Annotated in this window: 18 protein-coding genes; 8 read left to right on the top strand and 10 right to left on the bottom strand. The window is 65.3% G+C overall.

The genetic code is table 11. From position 1 onward, the window contains the following. Positions 1 to 30 precede the first annotated feature (30 nt). From ACAX61_RS01690 to ACAX61_RS01680, 3 genes are read right to left on the bottom strand one after another with little or no spacing between them, the layout of a single operon-like run. Positions 31 to 651 (bottom strand): inner membrane-spanning protein YciB, encoded by a 621-nt coding sequence (locus ACAX61_RS01690; RefSeq protein WP_370713096.1) that lies wholly within the window; start codon positions 649 to 651, stop codon positions 31 to 33. Next, positions 648 to 1580, bottom strand: coding sequence for a signal recognition particle-docking protein FtsY (gene ftsY, locus ACAX61_RS01685; protein ID WP_370713095.1), 933 nt, complete (start codon positions 1578 to 1580; stop codon positions 648 to 650). The genes ACAX61_RS01690 and ftsY overlap by 4 nt, the downstream gene beginning before the upstream one ends. Continuing rightward, on the bottom strand, positions 1577 to 2755 hold the full coding sequence (locus ACAX61_RS01680; RefSeq protein ID WP_370713094.1) for a MiaB/RimO family radical SAM methylthiotransferase: 1179 nt from the start codon (positions 2753 to 2755) through the stop codon (positions 1577 to 1579). The genes ftsY and ACAX61_RS01680 overlap by 4 nt, the downstream gene beginning before the upstream one ends. 95 nt (positions 2756 to 2850) lie before the next feature. On the opposite strand from ACAX61_RS01680, the gene ACAX61_RS01675 reads away from it, so the two are divergent. Continuing rightward, positions 2851 to 3396 carry a DUF924 family protein gene (locus tag ACAX61_RS01675; RefSeq protein WP_370713093.1) on the top strand — a complete coding sequence of 182 codons (546 nt, stop codon included), beginning with the start codon at positions 2851 to 2853 and terminating at the stop codon, positions 3394 to 3396. On the opposite strand, the gene ACAX61_RS01670 is transcribed toward ACAX61_RS01675, so the two are convergent. After that, positions 3371 to 4903 (bottom strand): putative bifunctional diguanylate cyclase/phosphodiesterase, encoded by a 1533-nt coding sequence (locus ACAX61_RS01670; protein ID WP_370713092.1) that lies wholly within the window; start codon positions 4901 to 4903, stop codon positions 3371 to 3373. The two genes, ACAX61_RS01675 and ACAX61_RS01670, sit on opposite strands and share 26 nt — an antisense overlap. A gap of 324 nt (positions 4904 to 5227) precedes the next feature. Between ACAX61_RS01670 and ffh the strand changes: the two genes are divergently transcribed. Genes ffh through rimM form a run of 4 tightly spaced genes read left to right on the top strand, consistent with a single transcriptional unit; the run spans position 5228 to position 7851 of the window. Then, complete coding sequence (gene ffh, locus ACAX61_RS01665) at positions 5228 to 6724, top strand: signal recognition particle protein (RefSeq protein ID WP_370713091.1); 1497 nt, start codon at positions 5228 to 5230, stop codon at positions 6722 to 6724. A 31-nt stretch (positions 6725 to 6755) separates the two neighbouring features. After that, positions 6756 to 7163, top strand: coding sequence for a 30S ribosomal protein S16 (rpsP, locus tag ACAX61_RS01660; RefSeq protein WP_370713090.1), 408 nt, complete (start codon positions 6756 to 6758; stop codon positions 7161 to 7163). Between the two features lie 51 nt (positions 7164 to 7214). After that, positions 7215 to 7397 carry a hypothetical protein gene (locus ACAX61_RS01655; protein ID WP_370713089.1) on the top strand — a complete coding sequence of 61 codons (183 nt, stop codon included), beginning with the start codon at positions 7215 to 7217 and terminating at the stop codon, positions 7395 to 7397. Next, complete coding sequence (rimM, locus tag ACAX61_RS01650; RefSeq protein ID WP_370713088.1) at positions 7366 to 7851, top strand: ribosome maturation factor RimM; 486 nt, start codon at positions 7366 to 7368, stop codon at positions 7849 to 7851. The genes ACAX61_RS01655 and rimM overlap by 32 nt, the downstream gene beginning before the upstream one ends. Before the next feature lie 425 nt (positions 7852 to 8276). Here rimM and ACAX61_RS01645 read toward each other — a convergent pair whose 3' ends face one another. Then, a complete protein-coding gene (locus ACAX61_RS01645; RefSeq protein ID WP_370713087.1) occupies positions 8277 to 8561 on the bottom strand; it encodes an integration host factor subunit beta in 285 nt (94 codons plus the stop codon). 199 nt (positions 8562 to 8760) lie between these two features. Then, positions 8761 to 10464, bottom strand: a complete 1704-nt coding sequence (rpsA, locus tag ACAX61_RS01640; RefSeq protein ID WP_370713086.1) for a 30S ribosomal protein S1 — start codon at positions 10462 to 10464, stop codon at positions 8761 to 8763. Between the two features lie 327 nt (positions 10465 to 10791). On the opposite strand from rpsA, the gene ACAX61_RS01635 reads away from it, so the two are divergent. Further along, the gene (locus ACAX61_RS01635) at positions 10792 to 11634 is read left to right on the top strand and encodes an SAM-dependent methyltransferase (RefSeq protein WP_370713085.1); all 843 of its coding nucleotides are present in this window, start codon (positions 10792 to 10794) and stop codon (positions 11632 to 11634) included. Positions 11635 to 11650: 16 nt separating this feature from the next. Then, a complete protein-coding gene (locus ACAX61_RS01630) occupies positions 11651 to 12295 on the top strand; it encodes a glutathione S-transferase family protein (RefSeq protein WP_370713084.1) in 645 nt (214 codons plus the stop codon). A gap of 3 nt (positions 12296 to 12298) precedes the next feature. Here ACAX61_RS01630 and ACAX61_RS01625 read toward each other — a convergent pair whose 3' ends face one another. From ACAX61_RS01625 to ACAX61_RS01610, 4 genes are all read right to left on the bottom strand, one after another. Beyond that, the gene (locus ACAX61_RS01625; RefSeq protein ID WP_370713083.1) at positions 12299 to 12517 is read right to left on the bottom strand and encodes a hypothetical protein; all 219 of its coding nucleotides are present in this window, start codon (positions 12515 to 12517) and stop codon (positions 12299 to 12301) included. A gap of 66 nt (positions 12518 to 12583) precedes the next feature. Further along, the gene (locus tag ACAX61_RS01620) at positions 12584 to 13843 is read right to left on the bottom strand and encodes an N-succinylarginine dihydrolase (protein ID WP_370713082.1); all 1260 of its coding nucleotides are present in this window, start codon (positions 13841 to 13843) and stop codon (positions 12584 to 12586) included. A 2-nt stretch (positions 13844 to 13845) separates the two neighbouring features. Continuing rightward, positions 13846 to 14856: an arginine N-succinyltransferase gene (astA, locus tag ACAX61_RS01615; RefSeq protein ID WP_370713081.1), complete on the bottom strand. Its 1011-nt coding sequence runs from the start codon at positions 14854 to 14856 to the stop codon at positions 13846 to 13848. Beyond that, positions 14853 to 16061 carry a hydrolase gene (locus tag ACAX61_RS01610; RefSeq protein ID WP_370714873.1) on the bottom strand — a complete coding sequence of 403 codons (1209 nt, stop codon included), beginning with the start codon at positions 16059 to 16061 and terminating at the stop codon, positions 14853 to 14855. Before ACAX61_RS01610 ends, astA begins: the two co-directional genes overlap by 4 nt. An 86-nt stretch (positions 16062 to 16147) precedes the next feature. On the opposite strand from ACAX61_RS01610, the gene parC reads away from it, so the two are divergent. Next, on the top strand, positions 16148 to 18412 hold the full coding sequence (gene parC, locus ACAX61_RS01605; RefSeq protein ID WP_370713080.1) for a DNA topoisomerase IV subunit A: 2265 nt from the start codon (positions 16148 to 16150) through the stop codon (positions 18410 to 18412). Positions 18413 to 18536: the final 124 nt, after the last annotated feature.

Here is an 18536-nt window from a genome sequence, read left to right as displayed (position 1 = left end):
TCCATGGCGACCGGCCCCCTTTTTTATGTCTCACCCCTCTGGCGGGGGAATGGCGGCCTCTTCCTTCCGATCGAGCTGCAGGCCATTTTTCAGCAGCATCGGTATGTTGGCGAAGGTGAAGATCAACGTCGCGGGGATCATGCCCCATGTTTTGAACAACACCCACTGATCCCAGCCGAGCATCGCCCGCGCCACTTCATTGGCGACTGCCGCCAGCGCGAAGAACACTGCCCAGTTGATCGTCAGCAATCGCCATCCGCGAGCCGTCAGCCCCGGATAGGCGCTTTCCAGCAGGCTCTGCAAAAGCGGCCTGCCGGTCGCCAGGCCATAGCCCAGCAGCACCGCGAACATCGCGTAGACGAAGGTGGGCTTCACCTGAATGAAGGTGCGGTCATGGAAATAGAGCGTCAGGCTGCCGAATACGAGGACGAGCCCGCCCGACAACCACAGCATGGGCGAGATATGCCCCGCCTTGAACCACGAAAATGCCAGCGCCGCCGCGATGGCGATCATGAAGGCGGCAGTGGCGGCCAGAATTCGCCCGATTTCGCTGCCCGGCGCCAGCGCGTTGACGATAAAGAAAACCGCCAGCGGCCCGTAATCGACCGCCATACGCAGGCCCGGCGAAAGCGGCGCCTTTGCCATGGTCATCGCACCATTTCCTCAACGCCAGAGATGATGCGCGCCACCTCGTTCGCGTCGAACGGGCGCAGGTCGTCGGCCTTTTCACCGACGCCGATGGCATGGATGGGCAGGCCGTACTTCTCCGCCGCTGCGACCAGCACGCCGCCGCGCGCGGTGCCGTCCAGCTTGGTCATGACCAGCCCGGTCACGCCCGCCACTTCTTTGAATACCTCGATCTGGCTGAGTGCGTTCTGTCCCGTCGTCGCGTCCAGCACCAGCACCACGTCATGCGGGGCGGCGGGGTTCAGGCGGCCCAGCACGCGGCGGATCTTGGCCAGTTCGTCCATCAGCTCGCGCTTGTTCTGAAGCCGGCCCGCCGTGTCGACGATCAGCACGTCGATGCCCGTCGCGGTCGCCTGCTTCACGGCTTCGAACACGATACCGGCAGCGTCCCCGCCCTCAGCACCCGACACGATCGGCACACCGATCCGCTCTGCCCAAGTGCGAAGCTGGCCGATGGCAGCCGCGCGGAAGGTATCGCCCGCCGCCAGCATGACGCCATAATCCTGATCGACCAACGTCTTGGCCAGTTTGGCGATGGTGGTCGTCTTGCCCGAGCCATTGACGCCGATCACCAGGATCACCTGTGGGCGGGGAAAAGCCTCGATCTCCAGCGGCTTGGCAACAGGGGCCAGCGCCTTTTCAACTTCCTCCGCCACCACCAGGCGGATGCCCAGTTCCTCAAGATTACGCTCATATTGCCCCTCAGCCAGCCGGGCGCGGACGCGCGCGGCGGTCTCGGGGCCAAGGTCGGACGCGATCAGCGCCTCCTCGATCTGGTCGAGCGTGTCGTCGTCCAGCCGTGCCAGCGACAGCCCGGCAAGGTTGCCCAGCAGTCGGTCGGACGTCTTGCGAAATCCGCCGAGCAGTCGTTCGTGCCAGCTTGGCACTGTCATTCGGGTTCTCCGATCAGATTATCGTCATGCACGCCGGTAACGCGCACGGGAACAATGGTGCCTACGTTCGCCGGACGGGGCAGGCGAACGGTGGCGAAGTTCGCCGCATGGCCAATATCGCCGGGCTTTTCCACCAACACCTGCTGAACCGATCCGACCAGGCCCGCCAGCCAGTCGCCCCGCACGGCGGCGGCGGTGGCGCGCAGCCGGGCGGCGCGTTCGCGAACGACGTCGGGCTGGACCTGCGGCATCCGCGCCGCCGGGGTTCCGTGACGCGGTGAAAAGGGAAAGATATGCGCGTGGACGATCGCACATTCCTCGATCAGCGCCAGGCTACCCTGAAAGGCGGCCTCATCCTCGGTCGGGAAGCCGGCGATCAGATCGGCGCCAACAGCCAGTTCGGGGCGCAGGGCGCGCAGCCGTCCGACCAGCCGCACCGCGTGAGCCCGGTTGTGACGGCGCTTCATCCGCTTGAGGATCAGGTCGTCGCCTGCCTGCATCGACAGGTGCAGGTGCGGCATCACGCGCGGTTCGTGGGCAATCAGCGCAAACAGCCGGTCGTCAATCTCGCTGGGATCAAGCGACGACAGGCGAAGGCGCGGCAGATCGGGCACCAGCCGCAGGATCCGCTCGACCAGCCGCCCAAGCGTGGGGATGCCGGGCAGATCGACGCCGTAGCTGGTCAGATCGACGCCCGTCAGTACGACTTCGCGGTGCCCGGCTTCGACCAAAGCGGCGATGCGTTCGATGACGCCGCCCGCAGGCAACGATCGGCTGGGGCCGCGACCCTGCGGAATGATGCAGAAGGTGCAGCTATGGTCACAACCATTCTGAACCTCCACCAGCGCGCGGGCATGGGCGGATGCGGGCGGCGGCGGGGCGGGGGCGTCCCATGCTTCGGGCGCCAGCTTCAGTGGATTGGCGACCACACGGGCGACACCGGGCAGGGCGGCAAAGCCCTCTGGATCAATGGTGGCGGCGCACCCGGTCACGACCAGTTCCGCATCCGGATTGTCACGCGCCAGTCGTCGAACGGCGCGCCGCGACTGGCGGACGGCTTCGGCGGTGACAGCGCAACTGTTCACCACGGCCACGTCCCGTCCGTCCACCATGGCACGGATCGTTTCGCTTTCGGCGAGGTTGAGGCGGCATCCGAGTGTGACGATCTCGGCCATGTCAGCCCGGCTGATTGGCGGCGAACATGCCCGCGATCTAGGCCCGTCGGGCGATGAAGTCCATGCGCGACGGCAAAAGAAGGGAAACAGAAGCAATGCATCGCGACGCTGCGCCGGTTCTGCACTTTTGGTTCGAGGAATGTTCGCCCGATCAGCATTTCAGAAAGGATGCGGCGCTGGACCGCGCCATTGCCGATCGTTTTGGCACGTTGCGCGAACAGGTGGTGACCCATGGTGGGGCAGGGTGGCGCGACGATGCGGACAGCCTGCTGGCGGCGATCATCCTGATCGACCAGTTCGGTCGCAACATCCATCGCGGATCGGCGGCGGCCTATGCGGCCGATCCGCTGGCGCTTGCGCTCGCGCGGGACGGGATCGCGCGCGGGTTTGACGCCGCGCTCCCGCCGGAGCGGCGGCGGTTTCTGTATATGCCCTTGATGCATGCCGAAGACCCGGCCGCACAGGCCGACAGCGTGCGCCTGTTCGAAGCGTCAGGCGATGCCGAATCAGCCGCGTTCGCGCGCGATCATGCCGATGTCATCGAACGATTCGGCCGCTTCCCCAGCCGCAATGCCGCTTTGGGCCGCGACTCGACGGCCGAAGAGCAGGCGTATCTCAGCCAGCCCGACGCCGGCTGGTAATCAGGGCGACGTTTTCTGGCGGAATGCCAGCGATCAGACCGCGTTCGCGCAGGAACTTGCGAACGCCAACGATGGAGCGCGGCTTGCCGAAATGCCAGCCCTGGCCTTTGGCGCATCCCATCGCCGCCAGCCGCTCGGCAATTGCCGCATCCTCGACCCCCTCGGCCGTGACCGGCAGGTTCAGGCTCTCGCCCAACCGCACGATCGCGGTGACGATGGCGACCGAATCGGCGGCTTCGTTGATCGAGGTGACGAAGGATTTGTCGATCTTGATCCGGTCGAAGGGCAGGGCGCGCAGATGCGCCAGGCTGGAATAACCGGTGCCGAAATCGTCCAGCGCCAGCCGAACGCCCTGATTTTTCAGGCTGCCGACAATGGACTGCGCCAGCGCCAGATTGTCGAACAGCGCGCTTTCGGTGATTTCAATCTCAAGCCGGCTGGCCGGGAAGCCGGTTTCGGTCAGCGCCTTGATAATCTTTTGCGCCAACCAGGGGTCGCGCAACTGCCAGGGGGAGATGTTGACCGACAGCATCAGTGCCGGATCCCAGTCGCGCGCGCAGACAAAGGCTTGTTGCATGATCGACAGCGAAAGGTCGGCGATCATGCCGGTTTCCTCGGCAATCGGGATGAACTGATCGGGGCCGATCACGCCACGCGTCGGATGTTCCCAGCGCGCCAGCACCTCGAACCCGGTCAGCGCGCCGGTCGCCAGTTCGACCTGCTGTTCGAAATAGGGAACGATCTGGCCCGCCGGGATGGCGAAGCGCAGCCCTTCCTCAAGCTCGTTGCGGACGCGTAGCTCCAGTTCCATCGACTGATCGAACCATGCCAGTCGGTTGCGGCCGGACTTCTTGGCCGCATACATGGCGATATCACCCGCCCGCATCAGCGCCTCGACCGTTGCGGAGCCGAAATCGGATCGGGCGATGCCCAGCGAACAGCTGATATGCAGCCGCTGCCCTTCCGCCTCGAACGGCTGGGCCAGCCGATGAACCAAGCGTTCGGCATAATGTTCGATCATGTCGGGTGTGCGGGGATCGAAGATCAGCGCAATCGCGAATTCGTCGCCGCCCAGCCGGGCGTGCAGCGCACCCGTGGGCGCAATCTGCATCATTTCGGCCGCCACGGCGCATAGCAGCGCGTCGCCCGTGGCATGGCCGTACATGTCGTTGACGCTTTTAAAGTGGTCCAGGTCGAGCATCATCAGCGCGACCGCCTTGTTCCGGCGAACGGCCTCCGCGATCATCGCCGCGCCCTCATCGGCAAGAGAGCGGCGATTGTGAAAGCCGGTCAGCGGATCGCGCGCGGCCAGCGCCCGCGCCCGTGCTTCCGCCTCGGTGCGTTCGCGCACTTCGCCTGCCAGGTCGCTGTGGCGGCGCCAACCGATCATGATCAGTGCGATATTCAGCAATAGTGCGATCACCAGAACGCCGTCCGTGCGCTCCCCTGTGCCCAGATAATGACCGACCGTCTGGCTAAGCACGGTTGAGGCGATGCCAGTGAACATCAGAATCGCGGCGATACTGATCGCGCCGGTCAGCTTACGTGCCCGCGCCCGACCCGAAGAACCTTCGTCCTCGTTGCGGAACCTGTCCGCGGAAAATTGGCGCTCTGTGCCCATCGCGGTGGGTGTGCCACGCCGTATATGTAGAACCGGTTAATGACCGCAGCACATTGCGTCAGGGGCGAAAGGGCGCTATGGCCCCGTTCGACGTTCCGCCAGGAACCGATCGCATTCGCGCCCCAAGGGGTACGCCGGCCGACGAGGTTTCGTCCGCCGGCGCGTTTTGCGTTAGGGCCATTGGCGGTGCGCGCAAGTGGAGCTTTTGGCATGTTCGACTCTCTCAGTGACCGGCTTGGCGGCGTTTTCGACCGTCTGCGTGGCCGTGGCGCGCTGAACGAATCCGATGTGCGAACCGCGATGCGCGAAGTGCGTATCGCACTGCTTGAAGCCGACGTGGCGCTGCCCGTCGCACGCGAATTCGTCGACAAGGTTACCGAACAGGCAATCGGTCATCAGGTGCTGCGATCGGTCACGCCGGGGCAGCAGGTCGTCAAGATCGTCAATGACGCGCTGGTCGAGATGCTCGGCGCCGAGACGACCGATTTGAACATCGACGTGACGCCGCCCGGCGTGGTGATGATGGTCGGCCTACAGGGGTCGGGCAAGACGACGACCACGGCCAAGCTTTCGCGACTGATCAAGAAGCGCGGCAAGAAGGTGCTGATGGCGTCACTGGACGTCAATCGTCCGGCCGCGCAGGAACAGCTGGCGGTGCTGGGCACCCAGATTGAGGTTGCGACGCTGCCGATCGTGCAGGGTCAGCAGCCGGTCGATATCGCGCGGCGCGCGCTGCAATCGGCAAAGCTTCAGGGCTTTGACGTAGTGATGCTCGACACGGCGGGCCGCCTCCACGTCGATCAGGCGTTGATGGACGAGATGAAGGCGGTGGCCGACATTTCGAAGCCGGATGAAATCCTGCTGGTTGTCGATTCGCTGACCGGACAGGACGCGGTCAATGTGGCGACCAACTTCTCGCAGCAGGTGCCGCTGACTGGCGTGGTGCTGACCCGCATGGACGGCGACGCGCGCGGGGGTGCTGCGCTGTCGATGCGCGCAGTCACCGGCAAGCCGATCAAGTTCGCGGGTGTCGGTGAAAAGCTCGACGCGATCGAGCCGTTCCACCCCAAGCGCGTTGCCGGCCGCATCCTGGGCATGGGCGATGTCGTCTCGCTGGTGGAAAAGGCTGCCGAGGCGATCCAGGCCGATGATGCCGAGAAGATGGCCGCGCGCATGGCCAAGGGTCAGTTCGACATGAACGACCTTCGCAACCAGTTGTCGCAGATGCGCCGCATGGGTGGCATCGGCGCGCTGGCGGGGATGATCCCCGGCATGAAGAAGGCGCAGGCGGCAATGGCGGCGTCGAATGTCGACGACCGCATCCTGCTGCGCATGGACGCGATGATCGGATCGATGACGGTCAAGGAGCGCGCCCGGCCGGAACTGCTCAACGCCAAGCGCAAGATCCGCGTCGCCAAGGGCTCGGGCACGACCGTTCAGGACGTGAACAAGCTGCTGAAGATGCATCAGGAAATGTCGACCGCGATGAAGCGCATCAAGAAGATGGGCGGCATCAAGGGGTTGGCGGCGATGCTGGGCAAGGGTGGCCCCGGTGGCGGCATGGGCGGCATCGGCAATGCTCTGGGCGGCCCGGCGATGGGCGATTTCATGTCGAAGGCGGGCGGGGGGCTTCCCGGCCTGGGCAGCGGGGGCGACGCGCCCAAGCTGCCGCCTGGTTTCGAAAACCTGTTGAAGAACAAGAAATAACCGAACTCAAAGCGAAGGAAAGTACGAACAAATGGCAATCAGCATGCGTCTGTCGCGCGGCGGCTCGAAGAAGCGGCCCTATTACCGGATTGTCGTGGCGGACGCCCGCAGCCCGCGTGACGGCAAGTTCATCGAGAAGATCGGCACCTATAACCCGCTTCTCGCCAAGGATTCGGATGAGCGCGTCAAGCTGGACACCGACCGTGCCAAGCATTGGCTGAGCGTTGGCGCACAGCCGACCGACCGCGTCGCCCGCTTCCTTGACGCCGCCGGCCTGCGTGAGCGCGCTGCGCGCAACAACCCGAACAAGGCCGAGCCGGGCGAAAAGGCCAAGGAACGCGCCGAGGAAAAGGCCGAGAAGCTGAAGGCGCAGCAGGAAGCCGAAGCCGCAGCGAACGCGCCGGCCGAAGAAGCGACCGAAGAAACCGCAGAAGCGTGAGGCACTTGTTCGCCGTCATGCGTTCACCCTTCGACATTGGAAGAGGAGCGCATGATGGCGAACAACCCGCCGCAGGATTACGAAACGGGCGAGCGTGACGAACCCGGCAAAACCGCCACGAACCCAACGGGGACATCGAGCCAAGAACCCGCCGAAGGTGCCGACGACACCCCCGGTGGCGGCGTCGATTCACCCGGACACCGTGACATCGACAAGCCGGCAGACGGGGGCTGACCGTCCGGTAACGCTCGCGGTGGTGACGGGCGCGCACGGCGTGCGCGGTGAAGTGCGGCTCAAGATCTTTGCCGACGACCTGTCCGCCCACCGCGAGTTCAATAACGGCGCGCTCAAGCTCGATTCGTTGCGGGAGGGGATTGCCCGGTTCACCGGCGTCGCCGACCGCAACGCTGCAGAGGCGCTACGCGGGACGGCGCTGACCGTGCCGCGATCCAGTTTGCCGCCGCTTGGCGAGGGCGAATATTATCATGTTGACCTGATCGGCCTGTCGGCGGTCAGCGAAAGCGGGACAGCGCTTGGTCGCAGCGTCGCCGTCGAGAATTATGGGGCGAGCGACCTGGTCGAGATCGAGCGGCCCGATGGCCGCCGTTTCATGGTCCCCCTGACACCGCAGGCCGTGCCCCATTGGGACGAAACGTCACTGACAGTGGCGGACAGCTTCGTCGACTGATCGCGTCCGGCGCCAGGATGGGGCGCCGGCGATTTCCAGTATATAAGATGGTGCGGGCGGGGGGAATCGAACCCCCACGAGCCGTTCGGCCCTACGGATTTTCTTACCCGCCACGGCTTTCGCCGCCGCGCGGCCGAGTGGCGGCGCGTTTGGGGTCTGGACTATCCCTTCACCATGCCCCGGTCCGGGGTGCAGGTGCTGCCCGTCTAGTCTCTACACCTTCCCGCCTTTCGCCTTGGCTCGACGGGCTTGGCTCGGGATCGCCATTTTACAGGGTTCCCCGAATTTGAGCAGTTCTACGTCCCGCGTTTCCGCCGGGCGCACTCAATTTCCACGTCAAGTCCGTTGCGTCTACCAGTTCCGCCACGCCCGCTTGTCGCCCGCGTCCTATAGGCGCGGCATTCGGCCACGCCAAGCGTTTCGGCTTATTCGCTGACGTTCAGGCGAACGCGCATTTCCTTGCCCGGCTTGAAATAGGGCACGCGCTTTGCCGCGACGGAGACCATTTCGCCGGTGCGCGGGTTGCGACCTGTACGCGCATCGCGGGCGCGGGTGGAAAAGGCGCCAAAGCCGCGGAGCTCGACGCGGCCATCCTGCGACAGCCGGGCTACGATCTCGTCGAAAAAGACGTTCACAATGCGCTCCACATCGCGAACCGAAAGGTCGGGATTGTCGCGCACCAGAAGTTGGACAAGCTCCGAACGTATCATTTGAAATCGACCCCCGGAAATATCGACACTCCATTGGCCGATATAAAAATGGCTCCTGTAGCCCGATGGTTTAGCCGAGAAGTCTAAACTGCATCAATGCAGTATAAGTGCTGGGCCTGTCCCGATCGGTAACCATTTCGGGTGAAAAAAGGGGCGGACGATCACTCGTCCACCCCCTTTCATAGCGTTTGGCTAAGCCTTAGCGGTTTTCGCCGCGTGCCTTCAGCGCTTCGCCCAGGATGTCGCCCAGCGACGCGCCCGAGTCGGACGAGCCATACTGCGCCACGGCCTGCTTCTCTTCGGCGATCTGCATCGCCTTGATCGAGAAGGTCGGCTTCTTCGAACGGTCGAAGCCGGTGACCATCGCGTCGAACTTCTGGCCGACCTGGAAACGCTCCGGACGCTGTTCGTCGCGGTCGCGGCCAAGATCGGTGCGCTTGATGAAGCCGGTTGCGCCGTCGTCGCCGGTCTGCACTTCCAGCCCGGCGTCGCGGACTTCGAGGACAGTGACGGTGACGATCTCGTTCTTGTTGACGCGACCGCCGGTTGCAGCGGCACCTGCGACAGGCGCGCCACGCTCAAGCTGCTTCATGCCGAGCGAGATGCGCTCCTTGTCGGCTTCGACCGCCAGAACGATGGCCTTGACCATCTCGCCCTTGCGGTGAAGCGCCAGCGCGTCCTCGCCCGAGATGCCCCAAGCGATGTCCGACATGTGGACCATGCCGTCGACGTCGCCGTCCAGGCCGATGAACAGGCCGAATTCGGTGGCGTTCTTGACTTCGCCCTCGACTTCGCTGCCGACCGGGTGCTGCTCGGCGAAACGCTCCCACGGATTCTGCTGCGCCTGCTTCAGACCCAGCGAGATGCGGCGCTTGTCCTCGTCGACCTCGAGCACGACGACTTCCACTTCCTGCGAAGTGCTGACGATCTTGCCCGGATGGACGTTCTTCTTGGTCCAGCTCATTTCCGACACGTGGACCAGGCCTTCGATGCCCGGCTCCAGTTCGACGAACGCACCATATTCGGTGATGTTGGTCACGCGGCCCGACAGCTTGGCGCCGACCGGATACTTGGCGCCTGCGCCATCCCACGGATCGCTTTCAAGCTGCTTCATGCCAAGCGAGATGCGCTGGGTGTCGCGGTTGATGCGGATGATCTGCACCTTCACCGTGTCGCCAATGTTCAGCATTTCCGACGGATGGCCGACGCGCTTGTAGCTGAGGTCGGTGACGTGCAGCAGGCCGTCGATGCCGCCCAGGTCCACGAACGCACCGTAATCGGTGATGTTCTTGACGACGCCGTCGATGATCTGACCTTCGGCCAGCGACTGGATCAGGCCCGAACGCTGTTCTGCGCGCGTTTCTTCCAGAACGGCGCGGCGCGACACGACGATGTTGCCGCGCTTGCGGTCCATCTTCAGGATCTGGAACGGCTGCGGCAGGTCCATCAGCGGGGTGACGTCGCGGACGGGGCGGATATCGACCTGCGAACCCGGCAGGAACGCCACGGCGCCCGACAGGTCGACGGTGAAGCCACCCTTCACGCGGCCGAAGATCACGCCTTCGACGCGGTTGCCCTGCGAGAATTCGAGTTCCAGCTTGTCCCAGGCGGCTTCACGGCGTGCGCGGTCGCGCGACAGCATCGCTTCGCCGTTGGCGTTTTCGACGCGGTCGACATAAACCTCGACCTCGTCACCGACCTTCAGCTCGGCCTTCTGGCCGGGGGCGGCGAATTCGCGCAGCGGCACGCGGCCTTCGGACTTCAGGCCGACGTCGATGACGGCCAGGTCGTTTTCGATGGCGGTGACGGTGCCATGAACGACGCGGCCTTCAAAGCTGTCGGCGCCGCCGAACATGTCGTCGAGCATCGCGGCGAAATCGTCGCGGGTTGGGTTGGTAGCCATAAAAGAGCGTTTTCCTCGGTCTTTAACGTTTTCCGGCCAGCCGGTTGTGTCCGGCGGTCTTTGGGCCAGAATGCCGCGACGACCCCATGTCGGCGCGGCATCCGCCAAATGGGCGCACTGTGGGGAGGGGCTCTCAATCGCCTTGGAAACGCGAAAGGGGCGCCAGGCATCACGCCCGCGCCGCTCCACCGCCGAGCACCCACTCGTCGGATGGTCGCGCGCATAACGCCATGGCGGCAAAAGAGCAAGGTAGCGCGATTGTGCGACAGGTGATCGGGCCTTAGACTGTGGCCCGATGGACATGCTTTCACCGCCGCCCGCCCGCCCATGACCAGCGCGGCTGACTGGCAATCGCGGACGGGCGCCGCATGGGCGGCAGAATGGCCGCGCACCGACCGCAGCTTTGCAGAACTGGACCCGGTTCTTTTGGAAGCCGCACTTGACGGGCTGGCGCCGGAGGCCGGGGTGCTGGATGTCGGTTGCGGCGCGGGCGCCACGTCGCTGGCGATCAAGGCGGCGCGACCGGATTGCACCGTGACCGGCGTCGATCTGTCGGTCGAGTTGATCGAGGCTGCCCAAGCGCGCGCGGCAATGATGCCAGAGGGCAAACGCCCCGATTTTAGGATCGAGGATGCCGCGTCGGCGCAGTCGGGCGCATTCGACCGCATCGTGTCGCGCCACGGCGTCATGTTCTTTGCCGATCCGGTGGCGGTGCTGGCCCGGCTGCGCCAGCGATTGGCGCCGGGCGGGGCGATTGTCTTTACCTGTTTTCGCGAGCGCGCGGCCAATGGCTGGGCGACGATGCCGGTCGCGTCACTGGGCGGCGCGGGATCGTCTCCGCCCGCCGGGTTGGCGGGCGGCCCCGGTCCCTTTGCGTTTGCCGTCGAAGATGAGGTTCGCGGGCTGCTGACGGCGGCGGGCTGGCAGGCGATCGAGTCGCGGGCGGTCGATTATCGTTACCGTGCAGGGGAGGGGCCGCGCGCGGTGGAGGACGCGGTCGCGCTGTTCAGGCGTATCGGCCCGGCAGCACCAGTGCTTGCGGCAGAGCCACCCGAACGGCGCGCCGAACTGACCGAGCGACTGGCGGCACTGTGCGCGGAGCAATGGCGCGACGACATCGTTTCATTTCCAGCCGCGGCGTGGCTGTGGGTTGCGCGCAATCCGGCGTGAGGGGAAGGGGGATCACATGACGATCATTGTGCATCATCTGGAAAATTCGCGGTCGCAACGCGTGTTGTGGCTGCTGGAGGAATTGTCGCTCCCCTATGAAGTGCGGCGTTATCAGCGGGATAAGGCAACCATGCTGGCGCCGCCCGAACTGAAGAGCATCCATCCGCTGGGCAAGTCGCCGGTGATCGAGGATCTGGCCGCGGCCGGCGGTGACCGGACGGTAATTGCGGAAACGGGCGCTGTCGTCGAATATCTGGTCGAGAAATGCGACGGCCGCCTGGGCACCCCGGCGCGGCGTGAAGATGTGCTGCGGTATCGTTTCTTCCTTCACTATGCCGAAGGGTCGGTGATGCCGCCGCTGCTGGTCAAGCTGGTGCTCAGCCGGGTGCCGGTGCTCGGCAAGGTGGCGATGAAACGCATTCAGCCGATGATCGACGTGCATCTGGACTATATCGAGGCTGAACTCGCCAGTCGGCCCTGGTTTGCGGGCGAAAGCTTTACCGCTGCCGATGTGATGATGAGTTTCCCGCTGGAAGCCGCGCGCAGCCGGGGCGGTCTGGACGAAGGGCGTCCGGCCACGATCGCGTGGCTGGAAAAGGTTCACGCGCGCCCCGCCTATCAGGCGGCATTGGCGGCGGGCGGACCCTATGCCTTTGCCTGAAACCTAATCGGCATAGCCGCGCTCGACCGAGTCCAGAATGCGGGCCCCGGCCATAAACACCGCGATGGGGCAGACGGCAAATAGCAGCTTGCCGCCAAACCCAGGATAGTCGTGCATATACTGGATGCCGCGCTCAACTGCCCCCACGCCCAGGCCATAGATGACCACGAACGCTTCGAACTTGGTCTTGATGACGAACAGGCGTTTGATGCTCTGAAACATGTCAAGCGTTTAAGCAAGAACGGGGCCATGCCCGGAAAAGCGCGGTTTCCGCGGTCTGGGACATGGTTAAGTGTCAATTAACCCGACAAGGTCGAGGCATTCGAGCAGCGCTGACCGCGCTGCCTCAATCCGGGCAATCAGTCCCGGATCGGCGATGCCGTCGTGGGGAATGGCCTCTGGCCAGTGTGCCTCGACCACGGCGGCGATACGGTTCAGCTTCGCCGTATCGACCAGAAAGCGCGGATCGATGGTCGCGGGATCAGCGACGACGCGCAGGCGCAGACAGGCGGGCCCACCGCCATTGGCCATGGACTGGCGCACATCGACCACCTCCACCCGCCGGATCGCCCCATTTCCGGCCAGATGATCCTGAAGCCAGCCCCAGACCGCCGCATTATCCCGCGCCTCCGTCGGGACGATCAGCGTCGGCTGGCCGTCAGGCGGCGTTACCAGCTGGGCGTTGAACAGATAGGAAGCGATGGCGTCGGACAGGCTGACGCGAGCAGCCGGCACCTCGACAATTTCGACTTCGGGCATCAGCCGGGTCAAGTCTGCGAAAAACGCGTCGCGGTCGGCAAAGGCGTGTTCATGGGCGAACAGCACGCGCTCATTTGCGACCGCCACTACGTCATTGTGGAACGCGCCCGCCGCGATCGCTGCCTCGGATTGCTGGACGAACAGGGTGCGATCCGGGTTCAGCCCATGCGCGCGAGCAATGGCCGCGCTTGCGTCACGATGCTGGCGCGCGGGGAAGGGGCCGCCGGACACGCCATAGACGAACACCTCGACGCCGGGTGCGTCATGGGCGGGGCACAGGCGCATATGATTGGCCGCGCCCTCGTCCCCGAACGGCGCGGGGATGGGGCCATGCACGGCAAAGGCCGCCGGGTCGGCAAAGGCTATGCGAAGCTGCGCCAGCGTGCCCGGCCATTCATGGCTGCGATGCGGCATGGTGACAAGGTTGGCGACCGACAGGTGACAGCGGCCATCGTCGGTATCGGGCGCGGGTGAGACGGTGGCGGCATTGGCCGCCCACATGCCCGATGCCGACAGCGCCTGCGCCTTCAGGTGCAGCGGCGCGGCGGCATAGTCGGTTGACAAAGTGCTCAGCCAACGATGATCGGGGCGGGCGAGCGGCACGAAAATGCCCTGCGTCAGCCCCAGCTTGAGGTTCGGGCGCATCTTGTCGATGCCCTGAAGCGCCGCCGCGCGCGGTTCGGACACCGCGCCCGCATTACGCGTGGCGGCCAGATTGCCGGGGCTTAGCCCCGCATAATTATGGCTGGGACCGATCAGGCCATCGAAATTGATCTCAACCAGCGACATGCTCAACGCTCCACATGATGCACCGTGTCGCCCGGCTCGGCGCCCAGCAGAGCGGCACATTCGGGGTCGATGGTGATGCCGTTATCGCCCGCCGCGACATGACCGAAGGCGCAGCGGAAATCGGCCAGCCGCCCGCGCGCCACCAACGCCGCTTCCCCGCCATCACCCAGTCCGGCAACCGTCGCCGTGCGGGCGTCGCGAATGCTTTTCACCGCATCGGTGCGCGCGGTCATGGTCGGTCCGCCATCGAAAATGTCGACATAGCCGTCGTGGCGGAAACCCTCACCCTCCAGCATCCGCATCGCCGCACGCCCGCTGGGATGGGGCAGGCCGATGGCGGCGCGCGCCGCATCGGTCAGCATCGCGATATAGATGGCGTGCTTGGGCATCAGGTCGGCAATGAACTGATTGCCGTGCGTGGCATTGAATTGATCGGCGTCCTGAAAATTCATGCCGAAGAAGCGGCCCGCCACGCCGTCCCAGAATGGCGATCCGCCCTTTTCATCGATGACCCCGCGCAACTCGGCCAGGATGCGGTCGGCAAAGCGCGCGCGGTGCATGGCGATGAACAGATATCGGCTGCGCGCCAGCAACATGCCCAGCCCCCCGGCGCGCTCACCGGGATGCAGGAACAGGCCACCGACCTCGCTCGACCCTTCAAGATCGTTGACCAGGTTCAGGATTTCGGAACGAAAGGTGCGGCCCAGTTCCTCGCTGCGCTTGGTAATGGTGCCGATGCGATAGCTGTAAAAGGGCCAGCGCTGTCCGACCTGGGTGAAGATCTGGCACGTGCCACGCACGTCGCCCGTCTCGGCATTTTCCAGCACCAGCACGAACAGGTCGTCACGCACCTCGTCCTCGGTACGCGCGAACGCTTGCTCGCTGCGTTCCAGCTTGGCGCGAAGCGCGGGCTTGTCGGGGGGCAGGTTGGTAAAGCCGCCGCCGGTCAGTTTGGCCATTTCATACAGCGGCTGAAGATCGTCGGCGCGCGCGGCGCGGATGCGAAAGGTCATGGGTGGCCTCGCTCGGCAATACGCAGGATGGTCAGCGCCGACAGGGCGGCACGTTCGGGCAGGCTTTCGGGGATCAGGAATTCATCGCTTGAATGAATGGCGCCGCCGCGCGCGCCCATGGTGTCGACCACGGGTACGCCGCAGGCGGCGATGTTGTTGCCGTCGCACACCCCGCCCGAAAACTGCCATGCGATGGGCAGGCCCAGATCGGCGCCCACTTCGCGCACGAGGCCAAACAGGCGCTCGGCGCCCGCGTCGATGGGCTTTGGCGGGCGGTTGAAGCTGCCATGCGCCTCGATGCGGACATCGTGCGCGGCGGCGACGTCGCGGACAGCGGCATCCAGCGCAGCCTGAGCCTCCGTGATCGCTTCGGCGTCGCGGGGGCGGAAGTTGACGCGCAGCACGGCATGCTCGGGGACGACATTGTTCGGCCCGCCGCCCTCGATCCGGGCCGGGTTGACGCTCAACCCCTCTCGTCCTGCGCGTGAAAGGCGAAGCGCCAGGTCGGCGGCCGCGACGACGGCGTTACGCCCCTCATGCGGGTTGCGTCCGGCATGGGCGCTGCGCCCGGCCACCACCAGCGCGAAATTGCCCGTGCCGCCCCGCGCACCCGCCAGCGTGCCGTCGGCCAGCGCGGGTTCATAGGTCAGCGCTGCCACCTTGCCCCGCGCCGCCCGCGCCAGCAGCGCGGCGGATGCGAAGGAGCCGGTTTCCTCATCCGAGTTGATGACGACTTCATAGCCGATGCGCGGCGCCAGCGCGCTGGCCTCCACCGCGCGAAGGGCTGCCAGCATCAGCGCCAGCCCGCCCTTCATGTCCGCCGAACCCGGCGCATTGATCGCGCCGTCGGGCCGGATCGTCAGCGACTGGAACGGATGATCGACACCGTACACCGTGTCCATATGCCCGGTGAACAGCATCTGCACCGGCGCATCGGGCCGAACGGTCAGGTGCAGGTGACGGCCATGGTCGATGGTGACGACGCGGCCATCAGCCTCCACCGCCTCGACCGGGGACGGCTCGACCATCGCGATTTCGCCGGGCAACGTGGAAAAGGCGTCGGCCAGCACCGCGCCCATGGTGGCGACGCCGGCCAGGTTGCGCGTGCCCGAATTGATCGCGCACCACGCCTGAACCTGTTCCAGCATCGGTGCCCCGGCGACATGCTCGACCGCTGCGCGCTCCTGGGCTGTCAGTCTCTCCATGACGATTGGGTAGCGCGCCACGATCGCGCCGTCACCCCCGGCGGCTCGCTGGCATCGGCGCGCGCGCTCTGCTAGCCAGCGTCGCGATGGCAAGCGACCTGAACGATCCCCTCGACAATCCCCCCATCGGCATCCTCGACGCGCCCTTCGACAGTGCGTTGAGCGAGCGCTACCTTGTCTATGCGATGTCGACAATCACCGCGCGGTCGCTGCCCGACGTGCGCGACGGGTTGAAGCCGGTGCATCGCCGCCTGCTTTGGGCGATGCGCCTGCTGAAACTGGACCCGGCCAGCGGGTACAAGAAATGCGCGCGCGTCGTGGGCGACGTGATCGGTAAATATCACCCGCATGGCGACCAGTCGGTCTATGACGCGATGGTCCGGTTGGCGCAGACCTTTGCGCTTCGATACCCGCTGGTCGACGGGCAGGGCAATTTCGGCAATATCGACGGCGATAACGCGGCGGCGTACCGCTATACCGAAGCGCGACTGACACAGGTCGCCATCGACCTGATGTCCGGTCTGGACGAGGACGCGGTCGATTACCGTCCGACCTATAATGGGGAGGAGCAGGAGCCGGAACTGTTCCCCGGCATGTTCCCCAATCTGCTGGCCAATGGCGCCGCCGGCATCGCGGTCGGCATGGCGACCAGCATCCCGCCGCATAACGCCGCCGAGCTGATCGACGCGGCCATCATGCTGATCGACCAGCCACAGGCCGACGATGCGGCGGTGCTGGGCCATGTGAAGGGGCCGGACTTTCCCACTGGCGGCATTGTCGTCGACAGCCCGGCGGCGATTGCCGAATCCTATGCCACCGGGCGCGGCGGCTTTCGCGTCCGCGCCCGCTACACGATCGAGAAGGAGAAGGGCGGCAGCTGGCAGGCGGTCGTCACCGAAATCCCCTATGGCGTGCAGAAGGGCAAGTTGATCGAGGCGATTGCCGCGCTGATCAACTACAAGAAATTTCCGATCCTGGCCGATGTCCGCGACGAATCGGATGCTGAAATCCGCATCGTCCTGGAACCGCGCGCGCGCACCGTCGATCCCGTCACGCTGATGGATGGGCTGTTCCGGCTGACCGACCTGGAAAGCCGGGTGCCGTTGAACCTGAACGTCCTCGACCATCAGCGCACCCCGCGCGTGATGAGCCTGCGCGAAGCGCTGGCGGCGTGGGTGGACCACCAGTTCATCGTCCTGCAACGCCGCTCGCGGCACCGGCTGGACAAGATCGCCGACCGGATCGAGCTGCTGAACGGCTACATCGTCGCGTTCCTCAATCTCGACCGCGTGATCGAGATCATTCGGACCGAGGATGAGCCGAAACCGGTGATGATCGCCGAATTCGAACTGACCGATCGTCAGGCAGAGGCGATCCTGAACATGCGGCTCCGCTCTCTGCGCCGGCTGGAGGAAATGGAGCTGCGGCGTGAGCGTGACGCGCTGGACAAGGAACAGGGCGACTTGCAGGCGCTGCTGGCCAGCGAGGGGAAGCAGCGCACTCGGCTGAAACGCGACTTGAAGAAGCTACGCGACCGCTACGGTCCCGAAACCGCGCTGGGCGCGCGGCGCACCACGGTCGAGGAAGCCGCGCCCGCGCGCGACATCCCGCTGGAAGCGATGATCGAGCGTGAGCCGGTGACCGTGATCGTGTCCCAGCGTGGCTGGGTCCGCGCGATGAAGGGCCATGTCGATCTGGCCTCCACTGAAGCGATGAAGTTCCGCGAAGGCGACGGCCCACGCTTCGCATTCCACGCGCAGACCACCGACAAGCTGATCGTCGCGGTCGAAGGCGGCCGCTTTTATACGATGGGCGCCGACAAGCTGCCCGGGGGGCGCGGCTTTGGGGAGCCGATCAGCCTGATGATCGACCTGGACGGTGGCGCGGGCATCGTCACCGTGGCGCGCGCGGGCGGCGCTGACGCGCGGCTGCTGGTCGCGGCGAGCGACGGGCGCGGCTTTATCGTGCGCGAAGCCGATGTGCTGGCCGAAACGCGCAAGGGCAAGCAGGTGGTGACGCCGCGGACCGGCGCCCGGCTGAAGGTCGTGCGCCGGATCGAACCCGGCGACGATTATGTCGCCGCCGCGGGTGACAATCGCAAACTGGTGGTCTTTCCGCTCAGCGAGGTGGCGGAATTAAGCCGGGGGCAGGGCGTGCAACTCCAGCGTTTCCGCGAAGGCGGGCTGGCGGATGCGCGGACGTTCCGCTTTGCCGATGGGCTCAGCTGGACGATGGGCGGGGAACAGGGGCGCATCCGTACCGAAGTCGACATGTCGCCATGGCGCGCCGCGCGCGGGGCGGCGGGGCGCACACCACCCACCGGCTTCCCGCGGGATAATCGTTTCGACTAACTAACGACGCCGGCGGTCTTTCAATCCCTTTTAACCAATCGGCATCTACACCGTTGTGGATGCTGCCAGTCGAAACCCTCGTCGCTCCCGATCCGCTCGGCCGCTACCTGTCGGGTGAAGACGC

Source organism: Sphingomonas sp. IW22 (assembly GCF_041321155.1).
GTDB lineage: Bacteria > Pseudomonadota > Alphaproteobacteria > Sphingomonadales > Sphingomonadaceae > Sphingomonas.
This window is presented reverse-complemented; position numbering and strand designations above follow the sequence as displayed.

What these genes read in the sequence shown, in the direction of transcription:
- parC (WP_370713080.1), top strand. Translation starts at nt 16,148, where the DNA reads ATGGCAAGCGACCTGAACGATCCCCTCGACAATCCCCCCATCGGCATC.
- astA (WP_370713081.1), bottom strand. Translation starts at nt 14,856, where the DNA reads ATGACCTTTCGCATCCGCGCCGCGCGCGCCGACGATCTTCAGCCGCTG.
- ftsY (WP_370713095.1), bottom strand. Translation starts at nt 1,580, where the DNA reads ATGACAGTGCCAAGCTGGCACGAACGACTGCTCGGCGGATTTCGCAAG.
- ffh (WP_370713091.1), top strand. Translation starts at nt 5,228, where the DNA reads ATGTTCGACTCTCTCAGTGACCGGCTTGGCGGCGTTTTCGACCGTCTG.
- ACAX61_RS01690 (WP_370713096.1), bottom strand. Translation starts at nt 651, where the DNA reads ATGACCATGGCAAAGGCGCCGCTTTCGCCGGGCCTGCGTATGGCGGTC.
- ACAX61_RS01645 (WP_370713087.1), bottom strand. Translation starts at nt 8,561, where the DNA reads ATGATACGTTCGGAGCTTGTCCAACTTCTGGTGCGCGACAATCCCGAC.
- ACAX61_RS01625 (WP_370713083.1), bottom strand. Translation starts at nt 12,517, where the DNA reads ATGTTTCAGAGCATCAAACGCCTGTTCGTCATCAAGACCAAGTTCGAA.
- rpsA (WP_370713086.1), bottom strand. Translation starts at nt 10,464, where the DNA reads ATGGCTACCAACCCAACCCGCGACGATTTCGCCGCGATGCTCGACGAC.
- ACAX61_RS01680 (WP_370713094.1), bottom strand. Translation starts at nt 2,755, where the DNA reads ATGGCCGAGATCGTCACACTCGGATGCCGCCTCAACCTCGCCGAAAGC.
- ACAX61_RS01655 (WP_370713089.1), top strand. Translation starts at nt 7,215, where the DNA reads ATGATGGCGAACAACCCGCCGCAGGATTACGAAACGGGCGAGCGTGAC.
- ACAX61_RS01670 (WP_370713092.1), bottom strand. Translation starts at nt 4,903, where the DNA reads ATGTTCACTGGCATCGCCTCAACCGTGCTTAGCCAGACGGTCGGTCAT.
- ACAX61_RS01620 (WP_370713082.1), bottom strand. Translation starts at nt 13,843, where the DNA reads ATGTCGCTGGTTGAGATCAATTTCGATGGCCTGATCGGTCCCAGCCAT.
- ACAX61_RS01635 (WP_370713085.1), top strand. Translation starts at nt 10,792, where the DNA reads ATGACCAGCGCGGCTGACTGGCAATCGCGGACGGGCGCCGCATGGGCG.
- ACAX61_RS01630 (WP_370713084.1), top strand. Translation starts at nt 11,651, where the DNA reads ATGACGATCATTGTGCATCATCTGGAAAATTCGCGGTCGCAACGCGTG.
- ACAX61_RS01610 (WP_370714873.1), bottom strand. Translation starts at nt 16,061, where the DNA reads ATGGAGAGACTGACAGCCCAGGAGCGCGCAGCGGTCGAGCATGTCGCC.
- rpsP (WP_370713090.1), top strand. Translation starts at nt 6,756, where the DNA reads ATGGCAATCAGCATGCGTCTGTCGCGCGGCGGCTCGAAGAAGCGGCCC.
- ACAX61_RS01675 (WP_370713093.1), top strand. Translation starts at nt 2,851, where the DNA reads ATGCATCGCGACGCTGCGCCGGTTCTGCACTTTTGGTTCGAGGAATGT.